The following is a 15906-nucleotide window of genomic DNA, read 5'->3' on the forward strand; positions in this document are numbered from 1 at the left end:
ATTAAATTTTAATTTCTAAATTATCGTAGGCAAGAAAAACATGCTCAGGAAGATTTTTTTGAACCTCCTCATGATATCCCATAATATGACTGATATGCGTGAGATACGCTTTTTCTGGTTGCACCAAAGTTATAAAATCTAACGCTTCTTTCAAATTGAAATGTGTGTCATGCCGTTCTTCTCGTAACGCATTCACTACCAAAACTTTTAGATTTTTTAGCTTGGCTATTTCTGTTTTTTCAATAGTTTTCACATCTGTTAAATAAGCAAAATCATCAATTCGGTACCCAAAGACCTGAAGATTTCCATGCATTACATTTATTGGAACAGCAGTTTTGTTTCCAATAGCAAATGGCTGGTCGTTAATAACTTCGATGGTTTTTACGGAAGGGGAACCGGGATATTTATTAACCGTTTCAAAAACATAATCGAAACGCTTTCTTAAATTATGTATCACTCGCTGGTGTGCATAAATTGGAATTTCTCCTTGTTTAAAATTAAAAGGTCGAATATCATCAATTCCAGCAGTATGATCTGAATGTTCGTGGGTAAAAAGAATGCCGTTTACCTTATGACAATTAGACGAAAGCATTTGCTGTCTAAAATCAGGTCCGCAATCGATAATAAAAGAATAATTTTCCCAAGAAATCCACACAGAAACGCGTAATCTTTTGTCTTTAAAATCAGTGCTTTTGCATACAGGATGATTACTCCCAATAACAGGAATCCCTTGTGACGTGCCAGTTCCTAAAAAATATACCTTCAACTTTCTTGATTTTGTTTACAAAAATAGGATTAATTCTCTTTCATTAGAAACCTAATTCATTAACTTTGCGAAATATTAGCCATATTAAAAGAAAATGGATACAGAAATAAAATTAAAAGGTGATAAAATCATCGAACAAATCCCTTCTACTAAAGATAAAGCGCTCCGTATCAATTTGAACGAAAATATTTATGGAACTTTCGCAGAAATTGGAGCAGGACAGGAAACTGTAAGACATTTTTTTAGATCTGGTGGATCTTCAGGTACAATTGCAAAAGCAATGTCAGCCTATGATAAAGACTTCAGTGATGCTGTATATGGAATAGAAGAAGACGGCCGATACGTAACGGAAAGCCGATTAAAAAAAATGCTTTCTCATGAAGTAAATCTTATAGAACGACGATTGAGCAGAGAAAAACATCCCAACAAAATGTTTTTTAGTTATGCAAATACCGTAGCTACTATTGATTTTGCCAAACAATTCAAAGGACATGGTTGGGTTGGAATCAGTTATCAAATTGAACCGGATGAGGATTACAACGAGATTATTCTTCACATTCGCTTTAAAGAAACTGATGTTCGTTTACAACAAGAAACACTGGGAATACTTGGCGTAAATTTGATTTACGGTGCCTATTACAAATACAATGACCCTAAACGATTATTGCGTTATTTATACGATCATTTAGACAAAGACCAATTAGAAATAGATACAATTAATTTCTCAGGACCCCGTTTTGCTGATGTAGACAATCGTTTGATGAGTTTACAATTAGTCAAAAATGGAATGACTGATGCTGTAATGTTTAATCCTGATGGAAAAAACATTCTTCCTGCAGCCATACTTTATAAGAAAAACATTCTTGCTTTTAGAGGGAGTTTTCGTCCCGTTACAAAAGTAAATATGGACATGTATGAGAAATCATTGAAAATGTTCCTGAATGAAAATAAGGTAAATGCCGAAAATACATTAGTTGTTTTTGAAATTACATTATCCAACTTGCGTTCTGATGGAGAAATAGACGAAAGGGATTTTATGGATCGGGCTGAATTATTGTGTTCTCTTGGACAAACAGTTATGATTTCTAATTTTCAAGAATATTATAAAGTGGTCGAGTATTTTGCTAATTATACCAAAGCCCGAATGGGATTAGCCATGGGCGTAAATAATTTAGTAGATATCTTTGACGAAAAATATTACCGTCATTTAAGTGGTGGAATTCTGGAAGCTTTTGGAAAATTATTTTATCGCGATATGAAAGTATTCCTATATCCAATGATTGGAGAAAATGGAGAAATTATTACATCCGAGAATTTAAAAGTACATCCTAGAATGAAAGAACTCTATAAATTCTTTAAATTCAACGGAAAAGTAGTTGATATCGATGATTATGACCCTACGATTCTGGAGGTTTTCTCCCGTGAAGTCTTGAATATGATTAATCATGGAAAACCGGGATGGGAACAAATGCTTCCTTCTGGTATTGCAGAAATAATTAAAGAACACAGACTTTTTGGATTTGATCCAAATAAAGTCTTGAATGAAAGCAATTAATTGCTAGTAATCATTAATCAGTTTTTAGATATAAATAATATCAGAATCCATATTGAATTTCGATAAAAGTTATAAAATAAAGTCCAGAACTGCGGTCAATTATAACCTCAAGTCTGGACTTTCCTTTGTCTTTAATAATCTAAGTTTAGTTTATGGAAACTTATTTTCAAATAAGTAGTAATTGAACACTTATTTTAATATCTGTGCAGCATGTGCTTTAGTTTTTACATCAGCTATCACCTCATCAATGATTCCGTTTTCGCCTATTACAAATGTAGTTCTGTGGATTCCGTCATATTCTTTACCCATGAATTTTTTAGGTCCCCAAACACCAAAAGCCTGAATTATGGATTTATCTTCATCAGCAAGTAATGGAAAAGGAAATTCATACTTATCTTTGAACTTAGCTTGTGCTTTTTGGCTGTCGGCACTTATGCCTAACAATGCATAATTATTAGCTTGAAATCGTTCGAAATTGTCTCTCAAATCACAAGCTTCTGCTGTGCATCCTGGCGTATTTGCTTTTGGATAAAAGAAAACTACCAGTTTTTTTCCTGCGTAATCTGCTAATTGATGTGATTTCCCCTCTTGGTCCAGACCAGAAAAATTTGGTGCTTTATCTCCTTTTTTTAATGTTGTCATTATTTATATTTTTTATTTATATGAATTGAAATTGAACTTTGCTTTTGCAATTGAAATTGTTTTTCTTTACCAATCAAATTTAATGAATAATGAATAAACAAGAACGTGTAACTTTTGTTATAAATACGTTAAAAGAACTTTATCCTACAATTCCAATTCCACTGGATCATAAAGATCCTTATACTTTATTGATTGCGGTTTTACTTTCTGCACAATGTACCGATGTGCGAGTGAATCAAATTACGCCTTTACTTTTCGCAAAAGCTGATAATCCGTATGATATGATAAAAATGTCTGTGGAAGAAATTAAGGAAATCATTCGACCTTGTGGCTTATCTCCAATGAAATCAAAAGGTATTCATGGTTTATCTCATATATTAATTGATAAACACGATGGAAAAGTCCCGCAAAGCTTTGAATTTCTGGAAGAATTACCTGCCGTGGGACATAAAACGGCTAGTGTCGTGATGTCGCAAGCTTTTGGAATTCCTGCGTTTCCAGTTGACACACACATTCATCGTTTGATGTATCGATGGAATTTAACCAATGGAAAAAACGTAGTTCAAACAGAGAAAGATGCTAAACGCATTTTTCCTGAAGAAATCTGGAATGACTTGCATCTTCAGATTATTTGGTACGGAAGACAATATTCTCCGGCTCGGGGCTGGGATTTAGAAAAGGATAGTATTACAAAAACAATTGGCCGAAAAACGGTACTCGATGCATATTATAAAAAATAAATTGAAGACAAACAAAAAACCACTAATTCTATTTAAAATCAGTGGTTTTTTTTGTCAGTAGCAAATTGGGCTAGAAAAATTAATTTCTTTTGGAATCATATAAATTCTAATTAGATATAATTTCGAAACTTTTATTTTCTATTTTTATTATAGTTAACGCTTGTGAATAGCCTAATAAAAAAGAAATTGTTTCTTTACTTGGTTTCATTACTTGAGAAAATAATGATTTTTTTGAGTAAGTTTTTGCCATAAAGTAATATGTATTTGTTTTATATTACAACGCAGCAAGTTTCAAAATATTATTAATTGGTTAAAACAATTTGGTGCTTATCAATTACCTTTCTCAAATTCATCAAAGCATAACGCATTCTTCCTAATGCAGTATTGATACTCACTCCAGTTATTTCCGAAATTTCCTTGAAACTCATATCTTGATACATTCTCATGACCAAAACTTCTTTTTGATCAGCAGGAAGTCCTTCAATTAGCTTTTTTAAATCCATTTGGACTTGTTCCGATATTATTTTATTTTCTATCGTCAATGAATTATCAGACATAATAGAGAAAATAGAGAATTCCTCTGTTTCTCTGAACATTGGCATTTTTTTAGTTTTACGGTAATGATCAACCACCAGATTATGGGAAATACGCATTACCCACGGTAAAAATTTACCTTCTTCATTATAAGAGTTTGATTTCAATGTTTTTATTACTTTAATAAAAGTATCCTGAAAAATATCGTTGGTAATATCTCTGTCTGGGATTTTAGAATATATAAATCCATATATTTTTGACTCATGCCTCTTTATTAGTTTAGCTAAGGCATCCTCATTACCTGCGACATATTCCTTAACTAATGACGCGTCTGGGAGTTGTATATTAACCATAATAATACTTTTTAGTTTTTAATTAAAATTGGAGATTTTTCTCTAAAAAGTAGTTTTTTATTATAAGCTAGAGTGTGTTTAGGTTTATTAAGTTGCCAAATTTAACTAATTATTATTTTAACATGCAAGTAAAATTAAAAAAAATTAACATTTCAAAATTAAAAATTGTTAAAATTTTTCTTCTTTTTTGACATTTATAATACAAATAGCATGCCGTTGCACAAGAAAGAGTTAATTTTATCAAAAAATTCTTAAAAAAAATAAAACTAAAATAAGATCTGATTGTTAATTCATTAAAATAGCCCCAATACTTTATTTTAGTGTCAATTATTTACACATCAAAACTAGATCAGGAGAAAAATCAGTTTTCAACCGTGCTTTTTATGATTATTTGTGAATTGTTCATTCCCTTTTCTCTGTTGAAAATTGATTACTTTTGTAAAAATAATCATTTTTATGCAAGTTGACCTTTCGAAATTAGATCCAAGGAAAAATATCATCATAAAAGGTGCACAGGTACATAACCTAAAAAATGTTGATGTCGCTATTCCCCGAAATAAATTAGTGGTTATCACAGGACTTTCGGGTTCAGGAAAATCAAGTTTGGCCTTCGATACTTTATATGCCGAAGGACAGCGCCGTTATGTAGAAAGTTTATCTTCGTATGCTAGACAATTTCTTGGACGATTGGATAAACCAAAAGTAGAATATATTAAGGGAATTGCTCCTGCTATTGCTATCGAACAAAAGGTGAATACGACAAACGCCCGTTCGACGGTAGGAACCTCAACAGAAATATATGATTACGTAAAATTACTTTTTGCCAGAATAGGACGAACTTACTCCCCTATTTCCGGTCGTGAAGTTAAAAAAAATACCGTCACAGATGTCGTTTCCGATGTGAAAACTTTTGAATTGGACAGCAAATGGTTGCTGCTCGCGCCCATTCATTTGGAAGAAGGACGAAAATTGGAAGACAAACTAAAAGTCCTTTTGCAACAAGGATTTGCCCGAATATTGGTACATAATGAAATGGTTCGTTTAGACGATTTACCAGATTCATTAGATAAAAAAGAAATCTTTTTAATCGTTGACCGAATTGTGGTTAATCACGACACTTCCGGAGAAGAAGAGTTTTACAATCGTCTTGCTGATGCGGTGCAAACTGCTTTCTTTGAAGGAAAAGGAATCTGCCATTTACAAGAATTAAACTCTGATAAAAAGTATTCCTACTCCAATAATTTTGAATTAGACGGCATTACATTTCTGGAACCAAACGTTCATTTATTTAGTTTTAATAATCCATACGGAGCATGTCCCGTTTGTGAAGGTTATGGAAATATTATCGGTATTGATGCCGAATTAGTGGTACCAAATACGACTTTATCCGTTTTTGAAAATGCTATTTTCCCTTGGCGAGGAGAAAGCATGAGTTGGTTTCGTGACGAATTGGTGAATAAGGCGTACAAATTTGACTTTCCAATACACAAACCATATTACCAATTATCTGAAGACCAAAAAGAATTAATCTGGAATGGAAATACCTATTTTCAAGGATTGAATGATTTCTTTAAAGAACTGGAAGAAAAGAATTATAAAATCCAAAACAGAGTGATGCTTTCGCGTTACAGAGGAAAAACTAAATGTCATTCCTGCAAAGGAAAACGCCTGAGAATTGAAGCTTCATACGTGAAAATTAATGAAAAAACAGTTTCTGATTTAGTTGATTTACCGATAAAACATTTGGTTACTTTTTTCAAAAACATTGATTTAGATGTTTATGAAAAACAAATTGCCAAACGATTACTGGTGGAAATCAATAATCGTTTGTCTTTTCTAACCGAAGTAGGATTGGATTATTTGACATTAAACAGGAATTCAGCAACGCTTTCCGGAGGAGAATCGCAACGTATTAATTTAGCAACTTCGCTTGGAAGCAGTTTAGTTGGTTCTATGTATATTTTGGATGAGCCAAGTATTGGTTTACACCCAAAAGATACAGAACGCCTGATAAAAGTATTACTTTCCTTACGTGATTTAGGAAACACGGTTATCGTTGTAGAACACGATGAAGATATCATGAAAGCTGCTGACATGATTATAGATATTGGTCCGGAGGCAGGAACTTTAGGCGGGAATTTAGTCGCTCAGGGAACCTACGACGAAATATTAAAATCGACTTCACTTACAGCGAAATATCTAAACGGTGATTTAGAAATTACCGTTCCTAAAAAAAGAAGATTATTTAAGAATTTCATCGACATAAAAGGAGCACGAGAAAATAATTTACAAAATATTGATGTTACTTTTCCGCTGGATGTATTAACGGTTATTACAGGAGTTTCTGGAAGTGGAAAAAGTACGCTTGTTAAGAAAATCCTTTTTCCAGCCATGCAAAAAAAGTTGGAAAACGCAGGTGAAAAAGCAGGACAGTTTACCGAAATGACAGGTTCATTTGCGCAAATTAAACACATTGAATACGTCGATCAAAACCCAATAGGAAGAAGTTCCCGTTCTAATCCTGTGACTTACATTAAGGCGTATGATGATATTCGGGAATTGTATGCCAAAGAAAAACTATCAAAAATAAGAGGGTATCAGGCCAAACATTTTTCTTTTAATGTTGATGGCGGAAGATGCGAAACCTGCAAAGGAGAAGGTTCTATAAACGTAGAAATGGTTTTCATGGCCGACGTTCAATTACCTTGTGAAACCTGTAATGGGAAACGATTTAAGAAAGAAGTTCTGGAAGTCGCTTTTGAAGGTAAAAACATTCACGAAATACTAACGATGACAATCGATGATGCTATTGCCTTTTTTATAGCAAATAAACAAACTAAAATCACTCAAAAATTACAGCCTTTGCAAGATGTGGGATTGGGTTATGTGCAATTAGGACAATCGTCTTCTACACTTTCCGGTGGAGAAGCGCAGCGAATAAAGCTCGCTTCATTCCTGGTAAAAGGAGCTACAAAAGATAAAGCTTTGTTTGTTTTTGACGAACCTACAACGGGGTTGCACTTTCATGACATCAAGAAACTAATGGCCTCCTTCGATGCATTGATTGATAAAGGGCATTCGATTATTGTCATCGAACACAACCTTGATTTAATAAAGTGTGCGGATTGGATTATAGATTTAGGTCCCGAAGGCGGGGAAAATGGCGGGAAATTGCTTGCAGTAGGAACTCCGGAACAAGTTGTTAAAATAAAAGAATCTGTTACGGGAAAATATTTGAAAGATAAATTATAAATATTATCCCATATAACATTTTTCTTCAAAAGGATTTCCGTCTTCATCAATTGCTATTAAAATCTTTTTAGCTTTTGATGAAACTTGTGTAATGTAAATCCAAGCTATAGACCAAAGTCCAAGCGTAACGCAAAAGATGCAAAAATTTAAAACATGATCAACCTTTTTTTTCTTTTTCAATAAAACGGCAAAAGGTAACTTATCGTTTCGCTCTAATACTACAAACCCATTATTAGTTTTATCTGCTATTATAGATGAAAATTTGATTAAATTATCATCGTTCGTACTTTTGTTACTATTCATGTTTATCCTTGAAATTAAAATACTTTTTTGCTGTCATTATTAAAAATGACTTTACAAAAATAATAGTAAATTTAAAATTCCACAATACCCACTTTTAGTGATATTTGATTTCTTTTTGTTAAAAAAGCTGAAATAACTTTCGATAAGTAAAAGAAAATGAAACCGTTATTTTCTATTACTATCAATCAAAAACGCTCCTAAATTATCTTAGCTTTTTCAAAACAACATCGATAGCTTGATTAATTTCGACAGAAATGACAAATTTGTAATTAATGTAAACGTATGAAATAGTTAACAAAACTGATTTTAATACTATTGCTATTTTTGGGTCAAAAGGAAATTCCCAAAAATAAAACAAAAGAAACAATAGCAATGTGATTCCTAGAGAATACAATGTTTGCTTTGTAAATGGATACAAATGCAAACGTTTAACCACAAACAGCAACTTAGCTATACTATATAAAGTTATTGATAATAATGTCGCGAACGCAGATCCCATAATCCCGTACAAAGGAATAAAAATCGCGTTCAATCCAATGGCTAAAGCAACTAAAAAAACACCGAGGAACAACACAGCTCTGTAGTATTTTGTATTAAAAATAATCGCATTATTATTCCCTAATATTAAATCAAAATATTTCGATAATCCAATCATAAAAACAACTAAAATACCACCGCTATACTCTTTAGGAACCATTTCATATAATTGATTGATATTAACAAATATACCCAACATTACAAAGCCACCCACGACTTGTAAATTAATGGATGTCTTTTTATACAAAACATTTAATTCCTCAAATTTGTTATCGTGCATCAGTCGTGCAGTAATTGGATAGACAATTTGGTGCATCGCGCGACTTGGAACAGAAATAACCAAAGCAATATAAGTAGCAACGGAGTAATAGGCTATATTCTCAATAATCATGTACTGGTTAAGCATAATTTTATCCCCATCCAATAGCAAATTAGCTACACTCCCTGATAAAATAATATAAAAAGTATACTCCATTATATTTTTTACATTAGAAGGTATTGCAAATTGGAAATCAGGCTTTTTGATGTAATACGCATAACCCATTGTAATAATTAATGCCAAAAAGTAAATTCCTGCAGTCACGTAAACGAACTCCACAACTGTTATCCATTTATAATAAACGCCAATCAACGCAAATAATGAAAACAATCTCAATCCTACCTCTTTTACAAAATTCCCAAAAACCGAATGCATGTGAACTTTGGCCCAAGCATAAAAAATTTCGAAATAAGCCATGCATAATCCTACAAATGGAATAAGCCAAATAAAATCCTTGACTACTGGGTTTTTCTTTGTTACAAATAACAAAATATCATCAAAAAAAAGTAATCCTAACAATATTAAAGGAATAGACAAAACTAAAGGAAATAATACGGTGAAGGATAAAAATCTGGATTTTTCCTCTTCTGACTCGTATTGCGAATAAAATTTCACTAACGTATTTTGCATCCCTATCGCAAATAAAGGCATGATTACATTTGCACAAGAAAGAATGTAACCTGTTACAGCATAATAGGTATCTCCTAAAAAAACAGGATACAAATACAGCGTATTTATGGCACCAATTCCAAAACCCAAATAAGTAATTATTGTATTCTTTAAAGACTGATTTAATACTATTCCCATTATTTATCATTGCGAAGTATTAAGAAACCTCACTTTCTAATTTACATTTTGTTAAGCAATTCAACCAATTCTTTCGTTAGGTTTTTTCTGGAATAATTTTGTAAACCAACTCCATTTGATTGTAATTTGCCTTTCAAAAACTGATTATAAAAGTCCAAAATTACACTTTTAAGTTTCACTTTCTCTGAATAATCAAAAAATACACCTGTATTAGTTTTCGTTATGATTTCGGCAAAATCAGAACCTTTGGGTCCAATAGCAACAATAGGCCTGTTTGAAACCATATATTCAAATAATTTTCCAGGAATAATGCTTTTAGTATCTTCCGAATTAATTTCGATAAGCAATAAAACCTGCGACTTTCGTTGGTGCGCAATCGCTTCCGAATGGGAAACATAACCCAAATTATTCAAATACTTATTTAGCCCGAATTGATTTATCGTTTCTAATACTTCCTGACTGACCGCTCCGATTAGTTTTATTTCTAAATGCGATTTGAAATCTGGAATCTCATGAATCATTTCAACTAAACTTTCCCATAAAATCAGAGGATTTCTCTCCGAAAGAAAAGAACCGATGTGTGCCAAACTAAATTTAGAATCCAGAGTTTGTTTTTCAACTTCTTCCGTATCATAGCCATTCGTTATTACCGCAATAGGTTTAGTGGTAATCGCCTGAAATTCAGTTTTGGTGGTTTTGCTCGTTACGATAATGGTGTCGGCTGTATTCAAAACTTGGTGTTCTAAAGCTTTGTGTTTTTTGGCAGCAAAACTCGACAATCGCAATGATTTATGATAGCCAATTGTGGTCCATGGATCTCGGAAATCAGCAAACCATCTCAGATTTAATTTTTGTTTTAATTCCAATCCAATAAGATGCAGACTGTGTGGCGGTCCCGAAGTAACAATTGTATCAATATTATTGTCTAAAATGTATTTCTCTAAATAAGCAACTGATGGTTTTACCCAAAAAACACGCGCATCGGGAATAAAAAGATTTCCACGAATCCAAAGAAAGGTTTTATCCAGAAAAGATTGCTTTTTCTGATTTGGAATAATTCCTGCACTGATTTTATTTGTTTTATTCTTTGAAAGAAAAGACGCCAGCTGATACGGTTCAAAAATTTTCTGTTTCAAAATAATCGCTTTCTCCGAGACTTCTTTTACCAAGTTTTGATCAACAATAGGATATGTTGGATTCTGCGGAATATAAACAATCGGCTGAATGCCAAAATCTGGCAAATACTTGACAAACTTAAGCCAACGTTGTACTCCTGGTCCTCCAGCAGGCGGCCAATAATAGGTAATTATTAAAATTTTCTTGGGTTCCAAAGCTAGGATTTTGTAGTAATTGATTTTAAATCCATAAAAAACAAATTACTGTTTTTATACAATCCTTTTGAAATAAAGTATAAAACTGGCAATGATGGTAATAACAATATAAATCTAAATTTATCCGGATTAATGAAGTATAGCGTTAAGAAAACTCCAATAATAATTCCTAAAAGAAAAAGCCAAAACAATATTTGTTGAAACGATTTTAAACCGAATAATTCTTTCATAATTTTAATAAATATTTTTATTATTTAGTTTCTCCAACTCTTCAATATCGAGCTGGTCTTTCAGTCTGTTGGCTGCTTTTTTGGCAATAATCAGATTATCGTAATCAATAAAAAAAACCGGAATTCCATCTATATCTATGATATTTGCTTTTTCTAAAAGTACTACGAAAGGCTTATTTTCTAGACCTTTAACAGAAGTCATAATATCCAATCTAAAATTAATATTTAAAGTGAAATCTGTCCAACCCGGAATGAATTGCATCGTTTTAATACTTTCAAAATCACCTAATCCCATTTGTTTAATAGCATTTCTCAAATTTTCACGATTAGCAATCGTATCTTCAATGAAAATATCAATATCTCCTGTATTTCTTCCGTAGCCATAAATATTTACAGCAAATCCACCGATGGTTAGATAGTTTACATTGTTTTCTGACAAGTACTTCCAAACATCTATTATTTGTTTATGCATATTCGTTTCAAATTATTTTGATTTTGAATATTTTTTTGCCGATTTTAATAAGCAAGAAAGTTCGATTATTGCCATCAGTTTTTCAAAACGTTGTTGATAAGTCAATTGTCTTGTTTCTTCAATATATCTTGCCTCCATAACTGTCGGAGGTGCGTGATTTAATTTGACTTTACCCATTGCATTAAAAATTTAGAATGTATTCGAAATTTATTAGATCAAATTTACAAATAAATATCAGACAGCTAACGCCTTTTTCTTCCTTTCAAAATAAATCCCACCAATCAAAAGCAAAAGTATTACTATGGAACTAATCAACGTTATGGTACTTCCGGTTTTAACGACTTGTGGTTCAAACTTGAATTCTATCTTGTGTTTTCCTGCTGGAATTTGCAATCCCCTTAAAACGTAATCAACTCTAACATGATCTGATTTTTTACCGTCTATATAGGCATTCCAACCTTTTCCATAATACATTTCGGAGAAAACCGCTAACCCTTCATTTGCGTTTTCAGAATTGTACTTCAAATAATTGGGTTTGTAGTTTTCTAAAGTTACAGTCGCTGAGCTGTCTTTGACGAAAGCCGTCTTTTTTAATTCAAAATCTTTACTATTTACGACTGCTACATTTTTAGAATCTAAACTATCTAACGCTTTCATCTCTTCATCAGCTGAATTAACTAATTTTACTTGGCTCACAAACCATGCATTTCCATTGGCATTAGGGTTCTGAACCGGAAAAGCAGCTCCAGTTGAATCCGTTTGAATAATGTATTTCACATTAAGCATATTGAGAACCTCAATATTATTTTTAGAAATTTGATAATCAATTAATTGCTGCATTCTCCTAGGTCTTACAGCGCTATATCCGCCAATCGATTTATGAAAATATGAAGCTCTTGCGCCCATGATATCTCCTACTTCCATAACTCGGTAATTAGCTGTGTCTTTTAGAATCTCAGCATCCGAAGGTGACTCTTGAAAAGGCACTTCAACTTGACTTCCACTTACAAAATCTTTTCCCGAAACATATTTTTTATCTACAAAAAACAAATCGGAAACCATCAATAAACCTACAATTATAATGGCTGTATTTTGAGCAAATCGATCCTTAATAAACAACCATAAAACGCTGACTGTCAACACGATAAAAAAGCCTGAACGCAATAAATCAGCACTATATAAGCTCATTCGATCCAGCTTAAGGGCGTTTACAAATTCAGGGCCGTAACTTTCTTGAAAATTAGTATCATTTCCTCCAGAAAAGCTAAACATGTTTTTGCTTAAAAATAAAATCAAAATAATTCCTAAACCTAAAATTGTCGTTTCATACAATGCTTTCCATTGCAGTTTTTTGTCTAATTTGAAGAAAGATTGTAATCCCATAATAGCCAAAACTGGGAAACACAATTCCAAGACAACTTGAATAGAAGATACCGCTCTAAATTTATCGTACATTGGAACATAATCAATAAAAAAGTCCGTCAAAATAGGGAAATTTTTACCCCATGAGAGAACTAATGCAACTATTGAACCGGATAGAAATACATATTTAATCTTTCTTTTATCGATAAATAATGCCAAAATCGCCAAAAAGAATACTACAATTCCAATATATGCAGGCGCTGCCACAATAGGCTGATCGCCCCAATACGTTGGCATTCCAGAAACAAAATCAGTAGCCTGATCTTCCGGCACGCCTTGACCAATCATCAATTCATACATATTACTATCTTTCCCAACGGCCTCATTATTTGACCCACCAAAAAGTCGCGGTGCAATCAAATTGAAACTTTCAGTAATTCCATAACTGTACTCCGTGATATAGTCCTTAGACATCGAAGAAGTAGTTTCATTTTTTGAACCGTTTGGATTAAATGTCAGTTCACTTTTCCCACGAATACTAAAATCCGCATATTCAGAAGTTGCCAATAGATTCGTAGCATTGGCACCAATAGCTAAAATTCCTGCCGCTGCTAATATTGCAAAAGAATACAACATTGATTTATATTCCTTTTCTTTTGCTTGCTGATAGATAAAATAAGCAGAAAGAATTAATAAGAAAATCAATAAGTAATAAGTCATTTGGAAGTGATTCGCATTGATTTCTAATGCTGTTGCAAAAAGTGTAATCAAACCTCCCAGAATATATTTTTTCTGAAAAACCAGGATAAATCCGGCAATAACAAGTGGCATGTAAGCAATAGCATGCGCTTTGGCATTATGGCCAACGCCCAAAATAATGATCAGATAAGTAGATAAACCAAAGGCTAATGCTCCAAAAAAGGCTTTCAAAGGATCTACTTTTAACACCAGCATCAAACCATAAAATCCGAGAAAATATAAAAATAAATAATCGGCTGGACGCGGTAAAAAACGCAACGCATCATCAATAGCGCCAATATAATCGTGTGGGTATTTTGCTCCTAATTGATACGTTGGCATTCCGCCAAACGCTGAATTAGTCCAATAAGGTTCTACATGATCCGTTCCTCTAAAGTCATTTTGCTCTTTGGCCATTCCGGTATACTGTACAATATCCGACTGGAAAATTTGTTTTCCTTGTAATACAGGATAAAAATAGAGTACTGAAACTAGTACAAAACCAAGTATGGAAAGGGCGTGCGGATAAAACCTGTTTATTATTTTCAATTTAAAAAGTTTGGATTAGAATAAAAAAACATGCTAATAACGACAAATTTAATCTATTTCTTCGTAATCAACATAATCTCCCACTTTTTTGGTTTCGCGTGGGTTTTTAGTATTTGCAGTATTGTAAATCACTTCATCCTTACTTTGTGTTTTTTTCCAAGTATTATCCTGTGCATGCTGTTGCTGCTTCTGCATATTTTCGCCTGCTTTTTCGACTACTTTTTTAACTATTAAAGGCAAAAATAATTTTACTAAAAATCTGAAAATATAGTAGAAAGCGATCATATAAAATAGCGCATATATAAAACCCGTAAATGAAGCTGTTTGCATGTAAGTGTAATTTTTTACAAAATTAATAAATTCATCCCGAAAGTTCGGGACAAAATAAAAATATCATTCTTAAATAAATAATAAAATATAGTACATTTGAAAAGCGTTATTACTTTTTAACACAAAAAAAATAATATGTCCAAAATCAAAATCTTACTTATCGTTGCTATTCCAATGTTTCCAAGTATTCATTACTGCCAGCATACGGATCAAATAAATTCTAACAGGCCAGGCGAAACCATGTCGGCTTTTGCAGTTGGGAAATCAGTAATCCAAATAGAAACAGGCGTTTATGGAATTAAACAAAACCATAGTTTGTTAAATTATGATGCCAATGGTTTTGGTGTTGATGCCACCTTACGATGGGGATTGTTCATGGAAAAACTTGAATTAATAGCTGATATACAATACCAAAACGAGAAATATACCACCTTATTCAACAGCTCGAAAAGAGCCGACTTCAAACAAACTGTTTTGGGAGCCAAATATTTGATTTACGATCCTTTCAAAAATTACGAGAAAAAGGTAAATATTTATAGCTGGAAAGCCAATAAAGCTTTCAATTGGCGTCAATTGGTACCTGCCGTTTCTGTTTTTGCCGGAGCAAATTTCACTATGGCAGACAATCCGTATTCTTTTTCTTCAGAATCCAGCATTTCCCCAAAAATAATACTGATAACCCAAAACCATTTGGGTGACGGTAGATGGGTTTTCGTAACCAATATAATAGCTGATTATGTAACAACTGATTTTCCTAGTTATGGTTATGTATTGACTTTAACCCGAGGATTTAATGATAAATGGTCTGGATTTTTAGAAAATCAAGGATTCAAAAGTGATTTTTACAGTGACGCCATTGTTCGCGGAGGCGCCGCTTATTTATTAAATAAAGACATGCAAATTGACGCTTCGATTGCTACAAGTCTGAAAGACACTCCATCTGCCCTTTACGGCGGAATTGGTTTTTCTTGGCGTTATGACGCCAATTATCAGGAAGTGCGCATAAACATTGACTCAGGTGACTCAGGAAAAAAGGCGGAAAAAAGAGCAAAAAAGACAAAAAAAGGATAATCACAGAATTTCAAA

The 15906-nt window shown here is 32.8% G+C and carries 15 protein-coding genes; 4 read left to right on the forward strand and 11 right to left on the reverse strand.

Features of this window, described 5'->3' with window-relative positions; genetic code table 11:
* Position 1 precedes the first annotated feature (1 nt).
* Complete coding sequence (locus tag BMZ76_RS09345) at positions 2-766, reverse strand: MBL fold metallo-hydrolase (RefSeq protein WP_091205266.1); 765 nt, start codon at positions 764-766, stop codon at positions 2-4.
* 94 nt (positions 767-860) lie between these two features.
* Between BMZ76_RS09345 and BMZ76_RS09350 the strand changes: the two genes are divergently transcribed.
* A complete protein-coding gene (locus BMZ76_RS09350) occupies positions 861-2321 on the forward strand; it encodes a TonB-dependent receptor (RefSeq protein WP_091205268.1) in 1461 nt (486 codons plus the stop codon).
* A gap of 189 nt (positions 2322-2510) precedes the next feature.
* Here the strand turns inward: BMZ76_RS09350 and bcp are convergent, their stop codons facing one another.
* Positions 2511-2963, reverse strand: coding sequence for a thioredoxin-dependent thiol peroxidase (gene bcp / locus BMZ76_RS09355; RefSeq protein WP_091205271.1), 453 nt, complete (start codon positions 2961-2963; stop codon positions 2511-2513).
* A gap of 89 nt (positions 2964-3052) precedes the next feature.
* On the opposite strand from bcp, the gene BMZ76_RS09360 reads away from it, so the two are divergent.
* A complete protein-coding gene (locus tag BMZ76_RS09360) occupies positions 3053-3703 on the forward strand; it encodes an endonuclease III domain-containing protein (protein ID WP_091205274.1) in 651 nt (216 codons plus the stop codon).
* 302 nt (positions 3704-4005) lie between these two features.
* Here the strand turns inward: BMZ76_RS09360 and BMZ76_RS09365 are convergent, their stop codons facing one another.
* Positions 4006-4590, reverse strand: coding sequence for an RNA polymerase sigma factor (locus BMZ76_RS09365; protein ID WP_091205277.1), 585 nt, complete (start codon positions 4588-4590; stop codon positions 4006-4008).
* 456 nt (positions 4591-5046) lie between these two features.
* Between BMZ76_RS09365 and uvrA the strand changes: the two genes are divergently transcribed.
* Complete coding sequence (gene uvrA, locus BMZ76_RS09370) at positions 5047-7842, forward strand: excinuclease ABC subunit UvrA (RefSeq protein WP_091205280.1); 2796 nt, start codon at positions 5047-5049, stop codon at positions 7840-7842.
* Positions 7843-7845: 3 nt separating this feature from the next.
* Here uvrA and BMZ76_RS09375 read toward each other — a convergent pair whose 3' ends face one another.
* From BMZ76_RS09375 to BMZ76_RS09405, 8 genes are all read right to left on the reverse strand, one after another.
* Complete coding sequence (locus BMZ76_RS09375) at positions 7846-8145, reverse strand: hypothetical protein (protein ID WP_091205282.1); 300 nt, start codon at positions 8143-8145, stop codon at positions 7846-7848.
* A 202-nt stretch (positions 8146-8347) separates the two neighbouring features.
* A complete protein-coding gene (locus BMZ76_RS09380; RefSeq protein ID WP_091205284.1) occupies positions 8348-9808 on the reverse strand; it encodes a lipopolysaccharide biosynthesis protein in 1461 nt (486 codons plus the stop codon).
* Between the two features lie 41 nt (positions 9809-9849).
* Positions 9850-11139 carry a glycosyltransferase family 4 protein gene (locus tag BMZ76_RS09385; protein ID WP_091205287.1) on the reverse strand — a complete coding sequence of 430 codons (1290 nt, stop codon included), beginning with the start codon at positions 11137-11139 and terminating at the stop codon, positions 9850-9852.
* A 2-nt stretch (positions 11140-11141) separates the two neighbouring features.
* Complete coding sequence (locus tag BMZ76_RS09390) at positions 11142-11369, reverse strand: hypothetical protein (RefSeq protein WP_091205290.1); 228 nt, start codon at positions 11367-11369, stop codon at positions 11142-11144.
* Between the two features lie 4 nt (positions 11370-11373).
* On the reverse strand, positions 11374-11841 hold the full coding sequence (locus tag BMZ76_RS09395) for a nucleotidyltransferase (RefSeq protein ID WP_091205292.1): 468 nt from the start codon (positions 11839-11841) through the stop codon (positions 11374-11376).
* A gap of 12 nt (positions 11842-11853) precedes the next feature.
* The gene (locus BMZ76_RS15910; protein WP_167547448.1) at positions 11854-12018 is read right to left on the reverse strand and encodes a hypothetical protein; all 165 of its coding nucleotides are present in this window, start codon (positions 12016-12018) and stop codon (positions 11854-11856) included.
* A 57-nt stretch (positions 12019-12075) separates the two neighbouring features.
* On the reverse strand, positions 12076-14490 hold the full coding sequence (locus BMZ76_RS09400; protein WP_091205294.1) for a YfhO family protein: 2415 nt from the start codon (positions 14488-14490) through the stop codon (positions 12076-12078).
* A 48-nt stretch (positions 14491-14538) separates the two neighbouring features.
* Positions 14539-14820: a DUF4834 family protein gene (locus BMZ76_RS09405; protein ID WP_091205296.1), complete on the reverse strand. Its 282-nt coding sequence runs from the start codon at positions 14818-14820 to the stop codon at positions 14539-14541.
* 135 nt (positions 14821-14955) lie between these two features.
* On the opposite strand from BMZ76_RS09405, the gene BMZ76_RS09410 reads away from it, so the two are divergent.
* Positions 14956-15891 carry a transporter gene (locus BMZ76_RS09410; RefSeq protein ID WP_244281776.1) on the forward strand — a complete coding sequence of 312 codons (936 nt, stop codon included), beginning with the start codon at positions 14956-14958 and terminating at the stop codon, positions 15889-15891.
* The last annotated feature ends 15 nt before the right edge of the window (positions 15892-15906 follow it).

This window comes from Flavobacterium xueshanense, from assembly GCF_900112975.1.
Classification (GTDB): domain Bacteria; phylum Bacteroidota; class Bacteroidia; order Flavobacteriales; family Flavobacteriaceae; genus Flavobacterium; species Flavobacterium xueshanense.